This is a genomic window from Paenibacillus sp. BGI2013, assembly GCF_002843485.1.
Classification (GTDB): domain Bacteria; phylum Bacillota; class Bacilli; order Paenibacillales; family Paenibacillaceae; genus Paenibacillus; species Paenibacillus amylolyticus.
Genome location: NZ_PJFA01000003.1, coordinates 679,479 through 703,560, shown reverse-complemented (window position 1 = coordinate 703,560; position 24,082 = coordinate 679,479). Strand labels below are relative to the sequence as shown.

The following is a 24,082-nucleotide window of genomic DNA, read 5'->3' as shown; positions in this document are numbered from 1 at the left end:
ACATTACCCCTTTTTGGAAGCTTGGTCTGCCTCTTGCGACAGCCACTCCATCAATTTATGCAAATCTTCAAACACATGATCAGGTCGAGCCTTCGCTGCTTGAATGTGTCCATCCATATTATCCCGTGTTGTCACACCGGTAAGGACCAACAGCGTCTCACATCCTGCTGCCACTCCAGCAGCAATATCGGTTCGCATATTATCTCCGATCACTGCCACTTCATGAGACGCCAGGTTTAGCCGGCTAATGGCTGACTTCATTATAACACTCGATGGTTTGCCTATGACTGTAGGATGAACTCCGGTCGCGGCTTCAATTGCTGATCCAATAGTCCCCGCCCCAGGTGTCAGTCCATCATCGGAAGGAAGCTGCAGATCCGGGTTGGTCATGATGAATTTTGATCCCGCATTAATCCACCTTAGCGCCTTGGTCAGTTTATGATAGGAAAATTCACGATCAATCCCCTGTATCACGTAATCTGGTGCATCTTCCGTTAGCTGTAGTCCTGCTTTTTCTATGGCTTCCAGCAGTCCTGCTTCTCCAATACATGCCACTTTTGCACCCGGGGACTCTTCAGCAACATATTCAGCAGCCGCCACAGCAGAAGTACATACTTGAGACGCGTCGGCAGGTATGCCCATCCCGTTCAGATGATCTGCCACACCTTGTGGTGTACGGGAAGAATTATTTGTTACGAATAAATACGGCTTTCCTAGCTCTTGCAGTGTTCGAATAAGCTGATCGGCTCCTTCGATACGATGTCTGCCATGATAGAGCGTACCATCCAAGTCAATCAGATAGGCCTTAATCACACACAGCACTTCCTTTCTTCATTCCATTAACGTTTCATGTCCTTAATCAATTACCTCGAACTTGACCGCGAACCTATGTATTCAGGCAAAAAATAATGGCTTGCTGACATATGCACACAACAAGTCGAACCGGATCGAACACCGACGGTTTAACTCGCGCGTCTTCTGTACAAGCTTGTCATTTCCTGCGCTTTCCCGGAAAATAATTTGAATCATTTCCCTCTTCATATTGCCCATCCTACACGCTTTCTGACCAGATTGCAAAAGGGACCGCGGGAGTTCCTCTCCCTCAGTCCCGTGCAATTACCCGGATCTTTATATGACGTGTTTAGCCGTGCACTGGTTCGCAATCAGGGTTAAGATTCTTGCTTGCGATGCACGACAGGAATAAGCTGGTGTTCGTTTGCAAGTCTGGTATTCGGGAATACGGACTGCGCCTCTTCCAAAAGTGGCTGAAGTTGATCCTCATCCTTATAGCGTGAACTGAAGTGAGTCATGATTAGTTGCCCTACATTGGCTGCTCTAGCCGCTTCTGCCGCTTGTTTAGAAGTACTATGATAGTACTCATGCGCTGTATCGGCCAGATCATGCATGAATGTAGCTTCATGTACAAGTACATCTGCATTGATGGAAAGTGGCTGTACGTTGTCACATGGACGTGTATCACCCAATATGGTGATCACCATACCACGCTTGGGCGCTCCCAATACATCTTCTGGACGAAGCGAATCACCGTTATCCAGCGTAATGGTTTCTCCACGTTTCAGTCGGCCGAACAATGGGCCTGGCTTCAAACCATATTCCGCCAGTTTGGCTGGGTCCAGGCTTCCTGGACGATCTTTTTCGGTAATCCGGTATCCATAACTGTCAATCCGATGCTCAAGCAAAGCAGCTTCCACGATAAAACTGTCATCCTCGAACAGGACACCGCCCGTATGTTCCACGATATTCAGATCATAGTTAACCCGGGATTGGCTCAGCTCCATTGTTGTACTGATCATTCGTTCCGTACCTGGCGGACCATATACGGTTAATGGTGTGGTGCCACCTTGATAGGCTCTGCTCGAAAGCAGTCCTGGAAGTCCAAATACATGATCACCATGCAGGTGAGTAATGAATATTTTCTCCAATTTGCTTAGTTTAAGCGGAGAACTTAAAATCTGGTGCTGCGTTCCTTCCCCGCAGTCAAACAACCACAAAGCTCTGCGCTCATCCAACATGCGTAGCCCAATGGAAGTTACATTCCGTTGAAGCGTAGGTACACCAGCATTAGTTCCCAGGAAATATAGTTCCATTCTGGATCGCACCTCTTTCTGTTGCCAGCAAAAAACCTCCGACAATGCGGAGGGCTTTGCCTGACACTCTACTGAATTTATGCCTTCTCTACATTAAAATACTTGGCTTGCGGATGGCTGAATACCATCGCTGATACGGAAGCTTCAGGTTCCATCATGAAACCTTCCGTCAATTCCACACCGATATCCTCAGGCTGCAGCAACTTGAACAACGGCCCTTGGTCTTCCAGATCCGGACAAGCCGGATATCCAAAAGATACCCTGATCCCTTGATAGCGTGCACCATGACGTTGCTTCATGGTCATCTGGGCAGAATCCGGGAATCCCCATATATCTCTCATCATATGATGCACACGCTCAGCTAATCCCTCTGCTACTTCAAGCGCTACGGATTGCAGAGCATGTGAGCGAAGGTAATCCCCTTGATCTTTCCACGCCGTGGATAGTTCACGCACACCGTGTCCGGCCGTAACAACCATGAAACCAACGTAATCCATCTGACCGGATTCAACAGGTTTCAGGAAGTCGGACAGGCACAGGAACGGCTCGACTTTTTGACGTGGGAACGTAAATGTATGCAAAATATTACTGGTGTCCTTTGGATCATAGATAATGACGCTGTTACCACTGGACTGAGCCGGGAAGAAACGATACATGGCATGCGCCTGAATAATCCCGTCACGAACAGCCTCTTGCATGATATCATCCACGACTGCTTTCAGGTCGGTAGCCTTCTTATCACCTGAAGCAAGCAGTTGTTCTACTGAACCGCGCAACCCCAGATGATGTCCAAGCAACATCTGCATGTTCACGTATGGCAGGATATGTGATAAAGGATAGTTACGCATCGTATGCCGATCCAGATCAGGCGGGACAAGAACCGGATGATCTACAGCAATATCCGAACGCTCCACTCGCGTAAGCTCTGGAAGAGCCTGAACAGCTACAGCACCTGAAGAATCAGCTTCTTTCTCAGCTTCCATCTCCAGTTGCATCACTTCACGTGAAACGGGATTCATCAATTTGTTCGCCAGATCCAGACCATCCATCGCATCTTTCGCATATACAACCATTCCGTTATATTCAGGACGGATACGATTTTTGGTGAATTTACGTGTTAGCGCCGCTCCACCAACCATAATAGGCACATCAATACCTGCTGTTCGCAAATCCTGAGCGGTAAGAATCATCTGCTGCGCTGATTTTACCAATAGACCCGAGAGGCCGATCGCATCGACTTTTTCTTCTCGGTATGCCTCAATAATACGTTCTGGTGGTACTTTTATACCCAAATTAATGATCCGGTAACCGTTATTGGACAGGATGATCTCAACCAGGTTCTTACCGATGTCATGCACATCGCCCTTGACCGTGGCCAGAATGATCTTGCCTTTAACCGAAGTTTCGTTCTTCTCCATGAATTGCTCCAAATATGCTACAGAAGCCTTCATAACCTCTGCACTCTGCAACACCTCAGCTACAATCAACTCATTGTTGTTAAAGAGACGACCTACTTCCTCCATCCCCCGCATCAGTGGACCGTTAATCACTTGAAGTGCTGTATATTTGGCAAGTGCCAGTTCGAGATCTGGCAGCAATCCTTCTTTACTTCCTTCTACTACATATGAAGCGAGACGCTCTTCTAATGAAAGGTTCGAGATTTTTTCCTTCTTCTCAACCTTCTTGTTACGGAACGCCGCTACAAACGCCGCCAGAGTATCATCATTCGTGTTATATAAAAGCTCTTCCGAGAGTCTGCGTTCTTCTTCAGGAATGGAGGCATAACGCTCCAATTTCTCTGTGTTCACGATCGCATAGTCAAGACCTGCTTTGGTACATTCATATAAGAATACTGAGTTCAGCACCTCACGGCCCGCTTCAGGCAGTCCGAATGAAATGTTACTGATCCCGAGGATCGTATGACATTCTGGCATCGCTTCCTTAATCACTCTTATACCTTCAATGGTTTCTTTGGCTGAACCGATGTACTGTTCATCTCCCGTACCTACCGGGAACACCAACGTATCGAAAATGAGGTCTTCTGGTTTGAGACCATATTTGTTCACCAGCAAATCGTAAGAGCGCTTGGCTACGTCAAGCTTGTCTTCCCGACTAATCGCCTGACCCCGTTCGTCAATCGTTCCGACAACTACTGCACCACCATATTTATGAAGCAACGGCGTAATCAGCTCAAATTTCTCTTCGCCATCCTCAAGGTTAATGGAGTTAATTATCGCTTTACCTTGTGAGTACTGGAGGGCCAGATCAATTACTGAAGCATCTGTCGTATCGATCATGAGAGGAACCTTTACTTTTTTTACAACCAATTCAAGGAACTTCACCATGTCTTCAGACTCTTCGCGGTCTGGGTCTTGTACACACACATCGACAATGTGCGCTCCATTTTTCACTTGAGCACGTGCAATTTCCGAGGCTTCTTCATATTTTCCTTCTACAATGAGGCGTTTGAATTTCCGTGATCCCAGCACATTCGTACGCTCACCAACCATGTATGGACGATTGTCCTGTTCAATGTAGATCGGTTCTATACCAGACAATGCCGGTGGATGTGTTCCGTTCATTTCTCTTGGGGGGTACTGAGCAAGTGTGTCGCGCATCGCCCGAATATGTGCAGGGGTTGTCCCGCAACATCCACCAGCGATATTCAACCAGCCCTGTTCGGCAAAAGCACCGATCTTCTGTGCAAGCGAGTCTGGTGACTCATGGTAATTACCATTCTCATCCGGAAGACCCGCGTTCGGGTAACAACTAACGGCAACCGATGCCATTCCAGAAAGTGAACGAATGTGATCACGCATGAACTCCGGACCCGTAGCACAGTTTAGTCCTACCGAAATTGGGTTAAGGTGTTCTAAGGATATATAAAAGGATTCGATGTTCTGACCTGCAAGGGTCGTTCCCATCGGTTCAATCGTTCCTGATATCATCAGGGGCAGTGTAACGCCACTCTGTTCGAAGGCCTGCTGAATTCCAATGCTGCCTGCTTTTACATTGAGGGTATCCTGTGAGGTTTCGAGTAGTAGCGCATCAACGCCTCCCTCTATTAAAGCAAGCGCTTGCTCCAAATAACTGTCGATAAGTTCCTGGAACGTTACTCCCCCAGTTACAGACAGTGTTTTGGTTGTTGGTCCCATCGCACCTACCACATAACGTGGAGATTCAGGTGTAGAGAAACGATCAACCGCAGCTTTCGCAATTCTGGCTGCTTCCAGGTTGATCTCGCGTGCCCGATCCTGAATATCGTACTCAGCAAGCACAACGGATGTGGCACCAAATGTATTGGTTTCAATTAAATCGGCGCCCGCCTCCAGATATTCTTCATGAATGCGCTGGATCAGTTCTGGACGAGTAAGCACTAACATTTCATTACATCCATCCAGATCTTCGCCGCCAAAATCTTCGCCAGTCAGATCAACTTGTTGAATCATGGTCCCCATTGCACCGTCGAGGATTAATATTCGTTGTTTTAATGCATCGTGTAGACTAATCTTATCCAATATCTTCACCCCCGCAAAACGTTAGATCTTAGTTTAACAGAAACTAACTTAATGTGAAAGATCGGGTTTGGTCCCGAAAGATGGCGGGTTTGCACGAATATGAACGGAATTTGAGAATCGACAAAAACAAAGCAATCCGATATAATTCAATTAAACCAAGTGGAAAAGAGGGAAAGAACATGGCTGAAATTGTTATCCGAAATACGAACGAACGCATCACTGGTGACGAAAATGTTCGAAATTTCTTAAACAAATACGAAGTATTATATGAGAAGTGGGACGCTTCCAAACTGAACACTGATCTGCAAAATAACTTTGGATTAACTGATGAACAGAAAACCGAGGTTTTGGAAACTTACGATTATGAAATCAGAGATTTGGCTGCACGTCGCGGGTACCAGATCTGGGATGTCATCACGCTGTCCGAACAAACACCAGATATCGAAGAAAAGCTCGCCAAGTTCGAAGAGATCCACACCCACGCTGAAGATGAGATCCGTGCAATTGTTGCTGGTAAAGGAATCTTTGTTATCAAAGCTACAGATGATGTGGGCTACTTTAATGTAGAACTGTCTCCTGGAGACGTTATCTCTGTACCTGAGAATACACCGCACTTCTTCACTTTAATGGAGAACAAACAAATTATTGCTGTACGTCTGTTCATCGAAAAAGATGGCTGGATTGCAGATCCATACCCTGATCCTACATTTATCAAACAAGCCTAACACTCTCGTGTTACAACTCGCTTAACCAAAACCCCTGTTCAATTGAACAGGGGTTTTCGCATATGCATGTGGAGAGTAGTGTACAACATCGGTGCATTATATAAAATAATGCGGGTATTTCGCCTTTATCGATTCCTGTTCAATAACAACGAGTCTAAGATGAGCTTCCATCACCTGAACAGCTTGCTCGGTCTGACGCTCTGTGATAAGACGATAAATCTCTTTGTGCTGGGAGATAATGACCTCCAGGTTGGAGTCCTCCGCTAGACGTAATAAACGCAACCGATTAAACGGAATATTCAGTTGTTGCAACATTTTCCATGTTCTCAGCTTACCCGTGCCCTGGAACAAAATCTGATGAAACTCTTCATCCAGTTCAAAAAGCCGATAGAAATTGTTTTTTCCTATACAGACTTCCTGCATTGCAATGTTGGTTTCAAGTCGAAATCTGTACTCTTCAGGAAAAGAAACACAAGCCAAAGTCACGATTTCCTTCTCCATCTTCTCCCGCATAAACCTGCCTTCTTCCACATGCTCCAGATTAATATGAGAGACGATCGTTCCACTCTGGGGAATAATGTCCAGCAGTTCTTCTTCAGCAAGCTTCATGAATGCTTCTCTCACGGGTGTTCTGCTCACCTGCAGTTCATCTGCAATCTCTTTCTCTGAAATCTTGGTACCCGGCTTAAGTTCCAGGTGAAGAATTCGTTCTTTTAACAGGTTATATGAATATGCCCGGGTCGAGCCTCTAATTTTTTGATTAAGTGACATGCCTAGACCTCTTTCTATCAGCCGTATTCATTCATCTTAGCACAAATTACCGTTCCACTTATATATCGGTGTGAAACGGTAATCTGGCCAACATCAACTATATTATTGCTTGTTTTCTTTGTAGGCTTTGTACGTGTCATTTGCCAGCTTCAGATAATTAGATAACCCTTGACTATCCAGCTCTTTGGCAAACGTATCGAATTCAGACAAGTCTCGCTCACCCAAGATAAATTTAAGTGTATTTTGATCCGAATAATCTTTCAGTGGTGTACTCAGAAGTGTCACCCGTTCACGGTCCTCTGAGGAGTAAGGAATTGGTGGTTCTGCCGGGATCACTTCCTTGGTATCCTTCATGTCTTGCTGGAATTTCAACTCTTCTTCACTAAACATCGATTGCAGCAGATCTGTCGTACCACCGTAGGCAAATACTCCACCAGAGAATCCAAAGTCAATACGCAGATCCTTCGTGCCTTTAGGATTCAAGCCATTGTAGTTCACATCTTCTACCAATTTACGTTTTCCTTCCTCTTTGGTAAATGTTTCGCCTTCAACGCCCCATTTGGCAAACTCTTGACCCTCATCACTGTAGTATAACCAATCCACAAATTGCATAATGGCTTTGAAGTTTTCGCTTTTTTGAATTTTCCCGGATATCATGACACCGTTTTCAAGTCTGGAGCCAGACATTAATTGCCCTTTTGGCCCACCAGGAACTGTAATCTTCGCAACAGAGTATTTACCTTCTCCCAGCGTTTTGTTCATATCATTTCGGTGCAGCACCACCGTTTGGGAATTACCATTAATCATGAATGATTTGCCGGATACAAATTTCTGTACAGCCTGATCATCATCCTGCGTGAAACTTTCTTTGTCCAGCAATCCTTCGGATACCAACTTGTTAAAGTACGTTAGCATTTCCTTATACTCCGGTGTAGTAGCCGTGTACACAAATTGATCCTGATCTTCCTTATACGTCAATCCGTTACCAAAACCCCATCCAGCCTTGGTACCAAAGCCGGTAGCCGCAATACCTAATGTGCTATTAAATTTGAAACGGTCCGAGAACGGAACGGAATCCGGGTACAGCTCTTTGAGTTTCTTTGCAGCGTCATACAGTTCATCCCATGTGGTTGGGATAGCAATGTTATTTTCTTCAAAAACATCTGTTCTTACGATTAATGTATAATCTGGCCATACTTCTTCATGCAGACCCGGGAGTACATAATACTTGCCATCTTCCTGTCGAAGTCCTTCGATTTCTTCTTCCAATCCCCATTTTTCCACTTTATCCTTGAAGTTGGGCATCAAATCAATATAATCACTAACGGGCAGAATCGCACCGGAAGATACAAAAGCAGATTCTTCACCAGGATAGGTCTTTGGAATAACCAGCGGTGCATCACCAGAACTGATTAGAAGAGATCTCTTCTGAGAATAGTCACTCATAGGAACAATCGTTGGCTCAAGTGTAACACCAGTCATTTCAGTCATCTTTTCGAAAAGCAACCAGTCTTTTTTGTACGGATAGGTAGGTTGATCACTATATAGTATGGAGAGATTAAATGGCTCGGTCGCCTTGAATGTATCCCCTACATTGTACGTCTCCATCGCTGCCTTGGTTTGAACTTCTGTGACGTCACCTCCGGCTCCATTACCGTTGCTACATGCTGCCAGAACAACGGTCATCATTGATGCCAACACCATTTTACCAACAAACTTACGTGGCTTTTGATTCATTTAGGTTATCCCCCTGAATTTGGTTTAGGTTGACCTTGACTTAAAACTTTTTAATCAATAAAAAGCGAAGCGCTCGCCTACAAGCTTTCTGAAAGAAAGCTTCATCGGAAGCATATGCTATCACCGGATTCTCCCTTTTAAAAAGGGAATCGAAAAAATCTGGGGATAACAGCGATTGAAAGGTTATTCTGTCATCGGAGTGTTCCGTGTAAATCATCTGTAGTTCAATTTATATAGCTGCTACGTATTACTGTTTAACAGACCCTAACATGATACCGGTTACAAAGTATCTTTGGACAAATGGATAGATGGTGAGTATCGGCAAGATGGTTAATACCATCGTTACTGACTTAATATTGGCAGCAATCTGTGTCAGGTTATCAGCTGAGGTTGCACCGGCAGATGCCCCACTTGTCGCTCCTGCAATCATATTGCGCAAATAAATGGTGACAGGGAACAGTTCTTTTTTGTCCAAATACAGAAAGGCTGGGAACCAGGAATTCCAATGACCTACTGCGTAGAACAGCACCATGGTTGCCATAACGGCTTTACTAAGCGGCAATATAATGCGTAACAAGATCCCGTAGGTGTTCAAACCGTCAATGGAGGCAGCTTCCTCCAGTTCTTCAGGCATATTTTCAAAAAATGACTTCATGATCAGCATGTTGTATATGCTAATTGCGCCAGGAACAACAAGTGCCCACATGGTGTTGTTGAACCCAAGGGAATTAATCAACACATAGTTTGGAATCAATCCACCACTGAAGAACATGGTAAATACGGCGAACATCGTCAGAAACTTGCGACCCATCAACCTCTTTTTGGACAGGGCATAGGCGAAAATAGTCGTCATAAACATGGAGATTAATGTACCTACTACAGTATAGATAATCGTATTTTTATAATTCGTCCAGAACATGCTGTCACGTGAGATGGTCTTGTATGTCTCCACATTGAATCCTCTTGGGAACAAACTAACCTTACCCGAATTAATATAGGACTCACTACTGAAGGATTGTGCCACGACATTTAAGAATGGATAGAGCGTTATAAATACCACGAACAGCAGAAAGATGACATTGAATACTTTAAATACCTTGTAAGATCTGGATTCCTGCATGGTGCTCCTCCTTTACCATAAGCTTCTTTGTGTCAGTCTGCGTGAAATGGCATTTACGGAGAACACCAGAATCAGACCGATCAGCGATTCGAACAAGCCAATTGCGGTAGCATAACTGAAGTTACTGGATTCCAGTCCAACCCGATACAGGTAAGTGGAGATCACATCAGATGTCTCGTAGATAAGCGGATTGTACAAGAGTAAGATTTTTTCAAATCCAACTGCCAGGAAATTACCCATGTTCAAAATCAATAACGTCACAATCGTTGGCAAGATCCCTGGTAACGTTACATGAATCGTTTGCTTCCACCGATTGGCACCATCGATACGCGCAGCTTCATACAAAGAATCATCAATGGTTGTCAGTGCAGCCAGATACAGAATCGCTCCCCAACCCATACCCTGCCATACCTCGGAAGTGATATAGATTGTTCTGAACCACTCAGCCCGCTGCATAAAAGGAATATTGTCTCCGGTGAAGAAAGCCACCAGTCCATTAATGGAACCATTCACTGCTGTCAGCTGCAGGATCATACCCGCAACGATAACGATAGACAGAAAATGAGGCAGATAAGACGCGGTCTGTACAAACTTCTTGAATCGTTTACTCTTCACTTCGTTAAGCATCAAAGCAAAAATGATTGGAACCGGGAATGTAAAGAGCAATGCAAGTCCGCCCAACATCAGCGTATTACCGAATACTCTCCAGAAGGTAGGGTCCTCAATAAACATTTTGAAGTATCTTAATCCAACCCACGTTTCTCCAAATATACTTCCCCCGGGAACAAAACGTCTGAACGCAATCACATTACCAATCATCGGCCCATATTTAAAAATAAGGAGATAAATGATGGGAAGGATTAATAGTGAATACAGCTGCCAGTCTTTGCGGAACAAAGTTGCTGCCGTTCGTAATCTGCTCTCTTTACGTAAAGATGTCATGGTTAACGTTGTTTTAGCGGTTTCCGACTCCATGTGTTTTCACTCCGATCCAGGACTTGATAAGTAAGAGTAATTCATGTACAGTTCCCATCGTTTCTCCTCTTGTAGAAGACAATAACTCCTTTAACTTCCCCCCCACTACCAAATAGATAATTGCTGAATGTAAGCGATATCAATTTGATGTATTATGTAGAATCACACAATCCAAAGTGCTTCACATCATTAATTAGCACTTACTAAGTGGTGTGATCTCCAAATCGGAAGAAGATACTCTGAAATATTAAGCGCTTACAATCAATCGAAAATAATAAGCAATAACTCCCTGCCTCCATTTAATGAAGTAAGTCAAAAAGATATTGCTTTATGACAATATAAATACTAGTCATACTAGTATGTTAGTTACATTCTAATCCAGCTTCCCTCTAATTTCAATAACTTTTAGCAAAAAAAATAGAGATCTCTTTTAACAAGGTAATTTACTCAACAAGCTCAAATAAAAAAACATTGGTAACTTCAAGAACGACATCATCGTTCATTGAAGCTTCCAATGTTTCAGGGTGCTGAGGAAAGATGTTATAACTGATTCCGCTTAGAAATTAGCAATAAGCTGATTTAATTCTGATAAATGTGTTATTTCATGGTCTGGCGCATACGTTTCATTGTTGGTCTTATGCTCACGGTTAATCCATACGGATTGGATGCCAGATGATAAAGCACCACGAATATCAGTCGTTAACTTGTCTCCAACCATCATGCTCTCTTCGGGTTTAACACCCAGTTTACTCAAAGCATGTTCAAATATCGACGGATCTGGTTTTCCTTTTCCGAAGTTACCCGAGATAATAATCTCATCAAAGAAAGGAGTCAATTCAGGTACACCATCCAACTTTTCTTGTTGCAAAGCAGGACAACCGTTTGTTAACAACAACAGTTTGTACTTTCCTTGTAACTGACGCAAGGTATCCATCGTTTCTTCGTACACATGAGGTCTGGATCTCCGTTCTACTCCAAACTGCGCAGCAAGTTGTTCAGCAAGATCTTCCCGATCTATACCCAACTTCAACAAGCCACGACGCCAGGATTCTTTACGGTAAACTGGAGCAAGCTGTTCCAACTGACGGAACTCAGGTTGATCCCCACCAGTAAAGTTTGCCCATAGGCCTTCAAACGGATTGATTCCAATCATTTTGGTAAAAGGAAAGGTTTCATATGATTCATACAGCCCACGTGCCTCATTACGAACAGCTTCTTCAAGTTCTTCTGGTTTTACCCCAGTCTCTTTCGCTGCGATTAGACAAGTCTCATGAAAAGCTTCTCGAACACTACGCTCATCCCATAATAAAGTATCATCCAGGTCGAACAAAATCGCTTTTAACGCCATTCCGATCATCTACCCCTTTATGCAATAATTACTTTTCGACGGTTTCCACGGTGATCTGGTGTGCTTTTGCAAACTTCAGCAAACGTTCTGCAATCGCATCTGTATCGTAACGGTTCAATAACTTGGTGAACACCCATCTTTTCCCGCGACTGTTATGTTCGATAACAACTGTACCTGGTTCAATTCTGAATTTGACGATATCGTCAACCCCAATTGAACGTTCACGATTACCCTTCGTCGTTATAATCCGATTACTGCTAATCTTGATGTATGGACGACGAAGCATGAAGATGACTGCCAAAAATACGTAAAGCAGCATGGTCACCCAGTCCCAAGTTGTCATTGGAGCTTGCACAAGGAATGTGCTCATGAACAGATACAAAAAGGCGAGACCAATCAAAAATATAGGGAACAAAAGACTGCGTCCCTTAAAGACTTCTTCACCTGGTGTACCTGTGATTGGTTGACCACTTTTTTTGCGTTGCTGATTTAACTGCTTGGAATTTTTCTTAACCGTTCTCTCGAACGAACGCGACATGAGAATCCCCCTTATGTGTCTTTGTATCGGCTTACATAATTGCAAACCAACATTTCCCCCTATAAATTGCACACTCAAAATAACAGGAAGAAACCTAAATATCATAATGATATCATTAGGTTTCGTTAGTGTTTGAGTTTGCCTTGGTGGCCTTTGTCATTCTCATCATCAACAATCTCAATGGTATCCAGTTGTTGTCTGAAATTGCTGCGAATATTACTCAAATAAATCTCTCTTAGCTCGGCACGTTCAGCAAGCTCTTCCTCCGACAATCCAGTGGACTTTTGCTTACGAGCCAATTCGTTAATGCGTGCTACCAGACTATCTATATCCAAGCTTGTCCCCTCCAAAAATACAAAGTCATATTAACTTTGCCATTATAAAGGCTGCTTGTCAAGCTGACACGCGCTAACACTCATTGATGTGCATTTTATTCTGCAAATTGCGGTAGAGCTAGTACTTGTCCCACTTGGATGGAAGTTGTATGAAGTTGATTCACTTTCTTAATTGCTTCTATATATATACGTGTATCCATATTCGTCGGCTTATGTTCCAAAGAAATACTCCATAATGTTTCCCCTTGTGAAACAGCTATCTTTCCTCCTGGCAGAACATCATTCTCATTGCCAGCAAAAACAGTTAAAACGGTGCTGCATCCAATAAATATAATCATAGAGGTAATGGCTACCTTTAACATCCATGAAGAAATCTTGAAACGCGCTAAAACCTTCTTGTAGTTCCCTATGTTAGACTTCACCAGTTCCGAATTGATTGGTTCATAAATGCTTTGATAAGTAGAATATCTCATTAAATACCCGCCTCCAAACGTTTGTTCCTATCTGTTGGAATCAATATAACACGAACACTTGTTTTGTTCAATAGATTTTTAGAACAATTGTTCGCTTCTTTTTTGAAGGAGAAATATCTTATTTCAAGTCCTTTTACAAAACATTTGAAGTATTATGCTCTGACTTTTGGACAATTTCTGTTCTATAAGTTAAAAAACACTGATTTAATGCTATTTTATTTAGAACTTATGTTTGTACGAACGGAGGTTCTATGTTATAATTTTCCCAAACGTTACTAAAATGGGGTTGATACGGTATGTCGAAGATATCCAGCAGGCAGCAGGCTATTCTGGAGTTTATACGAAATGAAGTCCGGTTGAAGGGGTATCCTCCTTCCGTACGGGAAATTGGTGAAGCGGTTGGACTGGCTTCCAGCTCAACAGTACATGGACATTTGGATCGTTTGGAGAAAAAAGGTTTGATCCGACGCGACCCTACCAAGCCAAGAGCCATTGAGCTTTTGAGCCAGGAAGAATCTGAGCATTCTCATCAATTTGCTCATAGCGTTGCACGTATTCCTGTCGTTGGTAAGGTTACAGCCGGGGTTCCAATCACTGCAACCGAGAACATTGAAGACTACTTCCCTCTTCCTACACATTATGTAGGCGAACAGAAAGTGTTTATGCTTTCAGTAGTCGGAGATAGTATGGTGGAAGCTGGAATCGTTAATGGAGATTATGTTATTGTTCGTCAACAGCAAACTGCTGATAACGGTGATATCGTCGTTGCAATGACTGAAGACGATGAAGCTACAGTGAAAACGTTCTATAAAGAGAAAGATCATATTCGCCTTCAACCGGAGAATGCGACCTTCGAACCTTTACGTTTGAAACATGTTAGTATTCTGGGTAAAGTCATTGGCCTTTTCCGAGATATTCATTAATATTTAACTTGAGTAACAAAACTAGATGTAATGAAATACGAAAGAGGTTATCCTGATCAACAGGACAACCTCTTTTTTTCATGTTTATGTTATTTTAGCGGCTAATTATTCACTGCGTTTCAGAACACTCTTGTGATGCGAGAACACATCAAAGCTCTGTTGTCCGTGATATGAGCCCATGCCGCTCTCTCCTACACCACCAAACGGAAGGTAGTGTGATGTCATATGAGAAAGTGTGTCATTAATACATCCCCCACCGAAGGATACTTGATTCAGAACCTGATTCTGCAGTTGCTCATCCTGTGTGAAGAGATATAGCGCCAATGGTTTTGGCCGGCGAACAATCTCATCCAGCATAGGATTCAGGTCACTGTACGTAAATACAGGAAGAATCGGACCGAAGATCTCTTCTTGCATGACAGCTGATTCCCAGTTCACGTCTCCAATTACCGTCGGCTCAATAAGCAACTGCTCACGTACAGAACGCCCACCAATCAGCGTTTTGCCATCTGTGAGGAATTTCGACAACCGATCAAAGTTACGCGAGTTAACAATATGCGGGAAATCAGCGTTCTGTAACACATCATCCCCAAATTTATCTTTGATCTCTGCGCCAATCAGATTGATCAATTCGTCATGAACTTGTTCATGTACAAGCAAATAATCCGGAGCAACGCAAGTTTGGCCTGCATTAAGGAACTTACCACGAACAATACGCTGTGCCACCAGCTTCAGATCTGCATCGTTATGGACAATAGCAGGACTCTTGCCCCCTAGCTCAAGGGTTACAGGAGTCAGATGCTCCGCAGCTGCCTTCATAACAATGCGACCAACACCCGTGCTTCCTGTGAAGAAAATATAATCAAACTTCTCTTTCAACAATGCTGTGCTAGCCTCGACTTCTCCTTCCATAACCGCAATATACTCCTGAGGGAAGATCTCTTGAATCAGATCATACGTCAGACGAGATACGGCTGGTGTTAATTCAGAAGGCTTGATAACTGCACAGTTACCGGCTGCGATTGCTCCAATCAGTGGACCAAAGGCCAGTTGGAAAGGATAGTTCCAAGGTGCAATAATAAGAGCCACTCCGTATGGTTCAGGGTAAATGGTGCTCACACCATCCGGCATAGCCGAATTGGTTGGGACTTGTTTTGGTGCAGCCCATTCCTGCAGGTGTTCTAATGCAAAATCCAGTTCACCCAAAACAATGCGAATCTCGGAACCGTAAGCTTCCGCCTCAGATTTGTTCAGATCTGCCCGAAGTGCATCTTGAATCCGTTGCTGATACTTTTCAATTCCCTTTCTAAGCTGTTGAAGTGCATTAATCCGATACTCGATATTTTTAGTTTGTCCTGTATAAAAAAATGTACGTTGTTCTGTCACAAGTTGTTTAGCCTGATTCATATTAACATCTCCAATTAATTATTTAAAATTAAATTGTTCAAAATTTAATTAAAGTATACCTCTTCTATATGAAACTTTCAACATACAAATGAAACATCCATTTGTATGTATTTGAACGATGGTTGGAATTTTTATAGAGTGAAAGCTAGTATTCCCTCCTATTCGTGGCTATCAGAATTTCTAAGGAAGTTTGATTAAAATCTTTTGATTCAGACAGTTTAATGCACTGTAGAAAGAATTCTAATCTCAGTTTCTCTTTAATAAGTTAGTAAATAAATGACAATCGTTTTGCGCTAAAACAAACATGAAGTGATTCAATTCATCAGATGGAGAGGTTTAGTTACCATATATAAAAAACTCCCCTTTCATTATGAAAAGTGAGTTTTGCGATTATCTAAATCGACGAACAAACGTGTTTTGTTATATAAATGTAATCCTTGGTTACAAATAAACACAGAAATGTGGGCTGGTGAAGAAGAATTCAGGGGACATTTTTGGGCATTTTGTGGGCGCCTTTTTTTCTTATTATAATGAAGAAACTCATTTCAAATACTCATTTTGATTGCATTATTACTCTGACATTAAAAGCAATAAATTATAGCGCTGGTTAAATTAAAAATCTCCTAAACAAAATATTAAACTTATACAAATATTGTAAATTATAAGCTCACAATTCATAAGCGATACAATCCCTTTAATTAACCGAGATAATTTCGGCTAAAGAAATCGAGCGGAACTCACCCTCTAACATCAACTTTATTTCACACCGTACAAAGTCTAATCCCACAACTACTCCTGAAATCGGCTCTTCAAAGAAAGAGTTAAATAATTTCAAATAAACCGTCTACTACTATTATAAGAGCCAACTAGTACCTAACTGGTCCGCTGTGTTTCCTGATCGTCCAAATCAGGGTTGCCGCGGCTCTCTGTGTTCAGCCATAATCAACCTGGATGTCTCACAATCCGTTATCTATCAGTCTGCTACGCATGAAAGCCCCATAATATTAGCCCAAAAATCGATGTTCCCAGAAGTTCGTGTGCGGCCTACCTTAGGACGTTCTCCCCACCCAGCCTTCTAAGATCACTTTGTAGGACATTTCAGACCATCCTCCAAATGTATAGTTTTCCGCTCCCACAAGAGCGTCAAGAGCAGCCATGACGTTCGTCTTATGTTTACCCGTTTCGGCTATAATCTCATGTATAGTAGGAAACCTACGCCGTCCACCTTTGTACTTATCTAAGATCCGGAGGACCTTTCTTTAACAATCCTTTAACATATCAATCACCTCACCAATACTATGTGAGAAAATAAGTTCGTTTTTAACATTAAATTCAGAGATATCTGCAATTATATACAGAAACATTTACCTAGGTCTGATAGACTATGTAATAAGAATATTAATAGGAGGATTATTAGTAATATGAAAATAGTACCAGGAATTTTGCTTATTTCCGCATTTTTAACACTTGCAGCTTGCTCACCTCAACCTAATGCCGATTTAAAAAGTGATGGGGTCGTCGCAAATGAAGTGGAGTCCACTGTGTCGCAAACAGAACCAACAGAAGAGTCAAAAGATGAAATAACAACAGATTCTGTCAATGAGGAACAAGAAATTACTGCAACTACAATTAAAAAAAATGATACAGTAACGATAGACGGGTATGCGGAGCTTTCAGTCTCTAAACAAAAGTTTTCTAAAAAGATTGAACCTTCAAAACCAGGTAATTTCTACACGTACTACGAATCAAAGGAAGAAGATTCTACATATTTTGCACTCACTGTAAAAGCTAAAAATTTATATTCTACTGGCATTGATGCAGATGAAATAGCAAATGTCACCTTGATATATGATAATCAGTATGACTACCCTACATTCAGCACTGTTGAGGAAAAAGGAGGAGAAGACTTTACTTATAGCAACATCACTAGTGTCAATCCTCTAAAAACTACAACGTTATATTATCTAGCCGAGATACCGAACGAAGTCGCTGATAGTGATAAACCGTTAAAAGCTCTGATTAAGGTAAAAGACAATACTTTTGAATATACCATTAGATAATTAAAGGCCCTCCCACATATTTGATGGCAGGGCCATTTTTTCGCATAAATTAGAACGTTCGTTCTTTAATATACAACAAAATTTCCTAGTCATTTGGACCAGGTACATTTATAGTAGCATTCATGGTAGAGAGTAGTAACATCATCCCCAGTTTACTATGAAAATATTCTTAATCAGTTGGAGGAATTTTTGGAAGTTACGTTAGTAGATCTGTAGGGTGTGAAATACAAATCACAACGTGATATATGTCATAATTTTACATTGAATTATATGGTATTTTTAGAAAGTAAAGTTTTATAATTCATTCACAAAAATTTAGGAGGTATTTACATGAAAAAGAAACTAGCCACAATTGGAGCGCTCACTGCTATTGTAGCAAGTATTGCTGTTCCAGCATCACTTGCTTCTGCCTCATCTTCTGTTCAAGGTTCTGTAACTGCACAAAGTGTTACGATTCAGGCGACGCAAAAATATGTGAGATATTCAGATGCTAACAATAAGTATGGAGATGCGAAGTATGTTCCAAAGACATATACTTATGCTGATGGAGTTTGGTATGGAGTACTCAATCTAGCATCTACTACCAACTCAAACGGATTATATTACGGAAACTATGAAGGTTACGTAACGAAAATGGAGTAATTTTGTCATCATAATAAAATTCACGTATATAAATATAACAATAATAAAAGAAGGCTTCTGAATTCAATCAGAAGCCTTCTTTTATTACAGGGACATCTAAATGACCCATCAGAATAACCGTTGGAGAATAACTACCTTTATTATTCACTTACCTCAAACGTCAGAACCCGATCATATAAGATCTGGTCCTTATTGCTCTTGAAAGGCCCTTTCTTATTTTCATGCTTGTCAATTGCATAAGATGTTTTTCCGCTTCCAGCTTGTTTTGCTTCGTACCAATCGATAAAGCTGTTAACTTCTTGCATAATCAGATCGAACTCTTTTTCTAAGCCGGTAGTCATGGTCCCACAAGGATAGCACGGTTCCCTGAAGGTTGTTCAGGTTCAACTGCAGGCCCTTGAGGAGTGGCAGATGCCTCATTGGAAATTCAGATTCAACACTATTAACAATAGCACTCACTCCAAAATAGTATGTAGTTCCATTAGTTAGTCCCGGAATAACGAAATTCCCAAATTGATCTTTTGTAGCTTTTACTTTTTCTGTAACTTGCCCGATTCGATTCAATAATAAATTATGTATTTTTCAACGTTCTGAGGAGCCATGTATGGCCTCCGTTTTTGTGTCCTGAATTCGTACTATTTCGGAAGTATCTACCGCCCATAATCTTAATGGATAACAGGTTATATCCTTTTAATGGAGCGCCATAATCAATGAGTTGCTCAGGATCCACTTGGATTCCTGCAGATGGATACGCGTACCTGAGTCAAGGCTGCTGTGAGGAAGTCTTGAAACTCGTTTCAAATACTCACTTTGATTATATTACTACTCTGACATTGACCGCAAGATATCTAGTCTATATGACGCTGGTTAACTCGAAAATCTCCTAATTAAAATAACATGCTTATACAGATATTATAAAGGTATAAGATCGTAATTCTAAAGCGATACAATCTCATTAATTAACAGAGACAATTTCGGCTAAAGAACCCAGCGGAACTCATCCTCTAACATCAGCTTTATTTCACACCGTGCAGAGTTTAATCCCACAACTATTCCTGAGATCGGCTCTTAGAAGAATGGGTTAAATAATATCAAATCAACCGTACTACTTCTATTATAAGAGTCAACAAGTACTTCACTGATCCGTTGCATTTCCCAATCGTCAAGTTCCGGCTTACCACATCTCTTCTGTTGCTCACACTGAGCCAACCATGCCTCTCTGTGTTCAGGCATAATCATTCTAGATGTCTCATACAATCCGTTATCCTTCCGCCTGCTACGCATGACAAGCCCCCTTAATATTGAGTCCAATAGTCAATGTTCCCAGAGGATGGTGTGTGGTCTACCTTAGGACGTTCACCCTCACGTTCCCAACCCTCAAGGATAACAATATTGGCCGTATCCGACCTGTTATCCCAGTGTATGTATCCCGCAACCACTAGAGCGTCCATAGCAACCATGACGTCTGGTTTATGCTTGCCCGTTTTGACTGTAAGTTCATGGATAGTAGGAAATCTACACCGTCCACCTTTGTAGTTATATAAGATCCTAAGGACCTTTCTTTGATAATCCGTTAACAAGTAAATCAACTCGTGAACACTATATGCGAAGATAAGTTCTTAACGAAACAAGAAAAAAGCCCCATCAGCATAAGTGGACGGAGCATTCCTCATTAGTATTCACTTACCTCACACGTAAGTACAAGATCGAATATGATGTTAGTCCTTGCCGCTCTTGAACGGGCCTTTGTTATTATCTTGCTTGTCAATCGCGTATGATGCATTTCTGCTTACTGCTTATTTTGTTTCATTCCAATCGATGAAACTATTTACTTCTTGCATGCTCAAGTCAAATTCTTTTTCCAGGCCGGTAGTCATAGTTACAACGAGGATCGCACGATTTCCTGTAGGTTGTCCAGGTTCTGGATCAGGAATCGTTGCTGGATTTGTGGGTTCATTTTTATAAATGTAAATTTTTAGGGCTGTCTTCAAAGTACTACTTCCATTAGTACCACCAATAATAAAATATCTCCATTGACAGTTACTGCTACGCTTTGATTTCTTGGGGTAGTTAAATCTTTGAATGATCTAACTTCGTTGGTTTCAGGATTATATACTTCTACTCTTGATTGTGAGTTAGTATTGTTAAGCCCACCTAATACATAAATTTCCCCATTATAAACAGTTGAAGGTGCAGAAGTAGTAGCTGTTTTAAAGCTAATTATTTTTGTCCATGTGTCATTAGCCACAATATACTCGTATATTGCCCTCGACATCCCACTAATGAAACTGGTTCCTTCGCCATAAGCATACATTTTTCAAGTGTATAGAAAAATTTTACATTTATAATGTAAATATATACTATTAAATAGAAACATATTCCAATTATAAGGGTGATACAAATGAAGAAAAAGCTTATGATTGGTCTTTTAACCGTCGTTACATGCTTAACTCTTGGCTCTACATCTTTTGCAGCTAGTGATATGACCAAAACTTCAAACAATACCACAACGGAAAATGTGAAAGTAGCCCCTTATGCTTCGATGGATATTTATAGAGGAATAATCTACAAAAAATCAGATTACCCTGATGGTAACGACATACCAAATAAAAATTATTATTCTGAAGGAGCCTTATCTGGTTGGATAACGCTAGTTGAGATCAAAAGCCTTACAGGTGTAACTTGGATTGCCTACTATCAAGGAACCATTAGCTAACCATAATAAATTTCAGAACTCCCTCCTATATTTGTGAAATTTAGGAGGGAGTTCTGATTCTAGTAATTGTGCTTTATCGACTAATGTACGTCGATTATATTATCAACTCTGCCAATGCATTTGAAGGAGAATACATATGAACGCCAATGGAACCTAATCCCGATCCATTACCGTCAGGTGACCGTGCTATACTTGTAATTACAATGACAACAGGCTTGGAGAAAGAATACGATCTTCCAATGATTGATGTAAATGCATTCCTCAATTGGTATGATGCTCATGATGTAGGAGTTGGTCCGGCCAAAGGATATGTCCATTTACAAATAAATGCGCCATAGGTTTAATATGAACAATCTGGTTTATCGCTTCAAGATTATCTGGATTTTTGGATCAACGATTATAAATAAGGAAGTGTTCGGAAGAATACATTGGGGAAAGATACCACCATGACCTTGATCTGGTTCTATGTAGGGAAGATGGAAACTTCATGCCTAAATCATCATTGTTCAATGCCTTCTCCCGCATCTTACAACGTTGTGATCTCCCATCCCTCCCCATTCACTCTCTCCGACATACCTGCGCTGTTCTTTTACTTGAGTCCGGGGCAGATATGAAATTCGTTCAAGAACAATTAGGTCACGGAAGTATTCAGATCACATCAGATGTATATGCCACATCTCAGGCAAGATCCAGAAAAGCAATATAGATAGATTTGAGAAATTCACTGAAAAAATTTTCGAATAGAAAAATATTTTGTGGGCACTTTGATTTTTCTTTAAATATATATGTACTTGCCCACAAAAAGAAAAAACCCTCAGCGCTAGAGCGCCAAGGGATTGAGCTATTAGTACAAAGTAATATATTGATCGCGTTCCCATTGGTGGACTTGTGTGCGGTTTATGTACGTTAACTTCATATGATTGTATATCTCAATGAAAACGGGCTTTATAGGAATAAATACAGAAACACACGGTCAAAATTGATCATAAGTTTTCATAAGTTGGGGGACGTCCCCCTAATCCTATATGAATCAAGCATACGGCTTTATTCAAAATAGAAATTGCTTATTTGGAACATATATGTAGAAGAAAAAACTGAGTCCCTGGGATAATTGCTTGGGCTCGATCAATTATAAACTTGCCTAAGCGATCTCTTCAAGCTTGATCCAACTATAATCCTCTTCACCTCTGACAAGCTTAATCCTTCTATTTAGCCTATCAATAGGAACTATGCGAATAGGTACTCACATAGTCTAGGCTAGAATAAAAGGCTGGGCAAGATCCAGCTCCTCCTCAACAAACCGTATGTTAGATTTTCCCTTTACGGGTTTCCGATGTTCGTTATTCATGCGCATGCAGATTACAGTAACGTTTTTAATCCATATTGCCTGGCAATATACTTCACCTCGACCTGTGATCGCATCCAGCTTCTGGGTTGTCTATTCTTTATATATACAAACCGATTTAATCGTTGCAGAATTTACCAGTACAGTCTAGCTAACTTCTACTGACTGAAGTTTATATATTAATAGTTTCTCCTTCCCTGAATCTTTGGATCGAGCCACGCTACATGTTCCTAAAATGTTCTTACCCGCATATCCGCCGGTTTGGAAATAGTGCCACCGTACAGGCTGCGGATGGTGGTTACATTTCTTTCAACGCTCGCTCGAAGTCCTTGAGGAAGTTCCGTTCTCCTTGTTCCCCAATCTCTGTCAGCGGTCACTGTATCCACGACTTCTGCCACCCTATACGCTTTCACTCGTTTACACGCCTCGTACAGCACACCCCCGCGGAAGAATTTTTCATACATGACATGCCATTTGTGCTTGTGGTTCTCCTTTGCCGCATGAACTAGCTTTTCAAGTTGTTTAATCATTTTCTTGGTTGTTATGAGCACCTCGGACTCCCTACCTCAGACGTTTCAATTCGTCTTTTTGGAATTATAGATTGTCTCTTTACGGATTCCTAAAAAAACTGTGTGAAGGAGGGTCTGCCATGATCACTGCAGGATTTTTCATTCCATTCTGTTCCCCATTACGCCGAATTGTTATCCACTGCTGCTCCAAGTTCTGCATAGCTTTCTTAGCCTTCGTCCAGTTTCACAATACTCGTCAGCCTCTTTCCTCCCTTGCGAGGCCTTTTGGATAACGTGGCAGGATTTCTTCATGTTGCGGCCTGAATTGTTGCTCGTCCTGTCTCTGACGGGTACTATTGTCGATGTGCTCTTACACACAGACTTCGCCATATGCAAGCATCCTGGCTACCATTGCTCCTTGGTCGGACTTTCACCAACAAGATCATACGTGTATCTGGGCACACTAAAACAAAAAAAGCCGCTATAATAGTAACTTTAATGGGATATTTTCTATCCGACATAAATAGATTTAATATTCGTTCACTGGACCACAACCAAAAGGTTGGCAAGTCTGGATTGTCGATGCTGTTTCAATGAAACCTGTATAATCATGATATTTATAATAGTGATGGTCTGTCATATTGAATTAATGTAGAACCGTCTTTAAAAGTGATGGAATTATCGGTTGTACTTTCGACTAGTTCTAAAAGGCTATTTTCCACTTGAAGTGCTGGTAAAGAATTTGCCTGATCTTGAGCGAATGCTGGAATTGAGATAGATGTAGAAAGCATGACTCCGGCTAAAATGTTTTAGCAATTTTCATTGTTTGTAT

22 protein-coding genes and 2 pseudogenes are annotated in these 24,082 nt (G+C 41.6%); 7 read left to right on the top strand and 17 right to left on the bottom strand.

All coding sequences use genetic code 11. The annotated features are described in order from the left end of the window. Nucleotides 1-3: 3 nt before the first annotated feature. The 3 genes from CXK86_RS10510 to metH all read right to left on the bottom strand — a co-directional run bounded on the left by CXK86_RS10510 (nt 4) and on the right by metH (nt 5,626). On the bottom strand, nt 4-813 hold the full coding sequence (locus CXK86_RS10510; RefSeq protein ID WP_101313671.1) for a TIGR01457 family HAD-type hydrolase: 810 nt from the start codon (nt 811-813) through the stop codon (nt 4-6). 356 nt (nt 814-1,169) lie between these two features. Next, entirely contained in the window at nt 1,170-2,108 is a 939-nt protein-coding gene (rnz, locus tag CXK86_RS10505; protein ID WP_017688042.1) for a ribonuclease Z, read from the bottom strand. 77 nt (nt 2,109-2,185) lie between these two features. After that, nucleotides 2,186-5,626 carry a methionine synthase gene (metH, locus tag CXK86_RS10500; protein ID WP_076250204.1) on the bottom strand — a complete coding sequence of 1,147 codons (3,441 nt, stop codon included), beginning with the start codon at nt 5,624-5,626 and terminating at the stop codon, nt 2,186-2,188. A 179-nt stretch (nt 5,627-5,805) separates the two neighbouring features. On the opposite strand from metH, the gene CXK86_RS10495 reads away from it, so the two are divergent. Further along, nucleotides 5,806-6,351 (top strand): cupin domain-containing protein, encoded by a 546-nt coding sequence (locus CXK86_RS10495; RefSeq protein ID WP_047843398.1) that lies wholly within the window; start codon nt 5,806-5,808, stop codon nt 6,349-6,351. Between the two features lie 96 nt (nt 6,352-6,447). Here CXK86_RS10495 and CXK86_RS10490 read toward each other — a convergent pair whose 3' ends face one another. The 8 genes from CXK86_RS10490 to CXK86_RS10455 all read right to left on the bottom strand — a co-directional run bounded on the left by CXK86_RS10490 (nt 6,448) and on the right by CXK86_RS10455 (nt 13,648). Beyond that, a complete protein-coding gene (locus CXK86_RS10490) occupies nt 6,448-7,122 on the bottom strand; it encodes a GntR family transcriptional regulator (RefSeq protein ID WP_036673866.1) in 675 nt (224 codons plus the stop codon). 102 nt (nt 7,123-7,224) lie between these two features. Further along, the gene (locus CXK86_RS10485; RefSeq protein ID WP_076250202.1) at nt 7,225-8,859 is read right to left on the bottom strand and encodes an ABC transporter substrate-binding protein; all 1,635 of its coding nucleotides are present in this window, start codon (nt 8,857-8,859) and stop codon (nt 7,225-7,227) included. Nucleotides 8,860-9,106: 247 nt separating this feature from the next. After that, a complete protein-coding gene (locus tag CXK86_RS10480; protein ID WP_036613592.1) occupies nt 9,107-9,979 on the bottom strand; it encodes a carbohydrate ABC transporter permease in 873 nt (290 codons plus the stop codon). A gap of 12 nt (nt 9,980-9,991) precedes the next feature. Continuing rightward, on the bottom strand, nt 9,992-10,921 hold the full coding sequence (locus CXK86_RS10475; RefSeq protein ID WP_339177159.1) for an ABC transporter permease: 930 nt from the start codon (nt 10,919-10,921) through the stop codon (nt 9,992-9,994). A gap of 589 nt (nt 10,922-11,510) precedes the next feature. Further along, nucleotides 11,511-12,302, bottom strand: coding sequence for an HAD family hydrolase (locus CXK86_RS10470; RefSeq protein ID WP_101313670.1), 792 nt, complete (start codon nt 12,300-12,302; stop codon nt 11,511-11,513). Nucleotides 12,303-12,330: 28 nt separating this feature from the next. Then, nucleotides 12,331-12,840: a hypothetical protein gene (locus CXK86_RS10465; RefSeq protein ID WP_017688037.1), complete on the bottom strand. Its 510-nt coding sequence runs from the start codon at nt 12,838-12,840 to the stop codon at nt 12,331-12,333. A gap of 125 nt (nt 12,841-12,965) precedes the next feature. Next, nucleotides 12,966-13,175: a DUF896 domain-containing protein gene (locus tag CXK86_RS10460; RefSeq protein WP_017688036.1), complete on the bottom strand. Its 210-nt coding sequence runs from the start codon at nt 13,173-13,175 to the stop codon at nt 12,966-12,968. 95 nt (nt 13,176-13,270) lie between these two features. Beyond that, complete coding sequence (locus tag CXK86_RS10455; RefSeq protein WP_036673870.1) at nt 13,271-13,648, bottom strand: LysM peptidoglycan-binding domain-containing protein; 378 nt, start codon at nt 13,646-13,648, stop codon at nt 13,271-13,273. A 296-nt stretch (nt 13,649-13,944) separates the two neighbouring features. Here CXK86_RS10455 and lexA point away from each other — a divergent pair, with 296 nt between their 5' ends. Then, entirely contained in the window at nt 13,945-14,571 is a 627-nt protein-coding gene (gene lexA / locus CXK86_RS10450; protein ID WP_017688034.1) for a transcriptional repressor LexA, read from the top strand. Between the two features lie 105 nt (nt 14,572-14,676). Here the strand turns inward: lexA and CXK86_RS10445 are convergent, their stop codons facing one another. Continuing rightward, nucleotides 14,677-15,978, bottom strand: a complete 1,302-nt coding sequence (locus tag CXK86_RS10445) for an aldehyde dehydrogenase (protein ID WP_101313669.1) — start codon at nt 15,976-15,978, stop codon at nt 14,677-14,679. Between the two features lie 1,421 nt (nt 15,979-17,399). Between CXK86_RS10445 and CXK86_RS10440 the strand changes: the two genes are divergently transcribed. Next, the gene (locus CXK86_RS10440; RefSeq protein ID WP_076250195.1) at nt 17,400-18,038 is read left to right on the top strand and encodes a hypothetical protein; all 639 of its coding nucleotides are present in this window, start codon (nt 17,400-17,402) and stop codon (nt 18,036-18,038) included. Between the two features lie 330 nt (nt 18,039-18,368). Further along, entirely contained in the window at nt 18,369-18,680 is a 312-nt protein-coding gene (locus CXK86_RS10435; protein WP_076250193.1) for a hypothetical protein, read from the top strand. 140 nt (nt 18,681-18,820) lie between these two features. Here CXK86_RS10435 and CXK86_RS33120 read toward each other — a convergent pair. The 4 genes and pseudogenes from CXK86_RS33120 to CXK86_RS10410 all read right to left on the bottom strand — a co-directional run. After that, nucleotides 18,821-19,065 (bottom strand): annotated as a pseudogene (locus CXK86_RS33120) (fibronectin type III domain-containing protein); the annotation flags it as partial. A 683-nt stretch (nt 19,066-19,748) separates the two neighbouring features. After that, on the bottom strand, nt 19,749-19,964 hold the full coding sequence (locus CXK86_RS10425) for a YolD-like family protein (protein WP_083684330.1): 216 nt from the start codon (nt 19,962-19,964) through the stop codon (nt 19,749-19,751). A 388-nt stretch (nt 19,965-20,352) separates the two neighbouring features. Further along, a pseudogene (locus tag CXK86_RS33115) lies at nt 20,353-20,599 on the bottom strand (fibronectin type III domain-containing protein); the annotation flags it as partial. Between the two features lie 68 nt (nt 20,600-20,667). Next, nucleotides 20,668-20,928 (bottom strand): Kelch repeat-containing protein, encoded by a 261-nt coding sequence (locus CXK86_RS10410; protein ID WP_179087841.1) that lies wholly within the window; start codon nt 20,926-20,928, stop codon nt 20,668-20,670. Between the two features lie 153 nt (nt 20,929-21,081). Here CXK86_RS10410 and CXK86_RS10405 point away from each other — a divergent pair, with 153 nt between their 5' ends. From CXK86_RS10405 to CXK86_RS10395, 3 genes are all read left to right on the top strand, one after another. Then, nucleotides 21,082-21,396, top strand: a complete 315-nt coding sequence (locus tag CXK86_RS10405; protein WP_076250185.1) for a hypothetical protein — start codon at nt 21,082-21,084, stop codon at nt 21,394-21,396. A gap of 146 nt (nt 21,397-21,542) precedes the next feature. Continuing rightward, the gene (locus CXK86_RS32990; RefSeq protein ID WP_076250183.1) at nt 21,543-21,734 is read left to right on the top strand and encodes a hypothetical protein; all 192 of its coding nucleotides are present in this window, start codon (nt 21,543-21,545) and stop codon (nt 21,732-21,734) included. Nucleotides 21,735-21,799: 65 nt separating this feature from the next. Then, nucleotides 21,800-22,102, top strand: coding sequence for a tyrosine-type recombinase/integrase (locus CXK86_RS10395; RefSeq protein ID WP_306068490.1), 303 nt, complete (start codon nt 21,800-21,802; stop codon nt 22,100-22,102). A gap of 869 nt (nt 22,103-22,971) precedes the next feature. On the opposite strand, the gene CXK86_RS10390 is transcribed toward CXK86_RS10395, so the two are convergent. After that, the gene (locus tag CXK86_RS10390; protein ID WP_180361742.1) at nt 22,972-23,205 is read right to left on the bottom strand and encodes a hypothetical protein; all 234 of its coding nucleotides are present in this window, start codon (nt 23,203-23,205) and stop codon (nt 22,972-22,974) included. Nucleotides 23,206-24,082 lie beyond the last annotated feature (877 nt).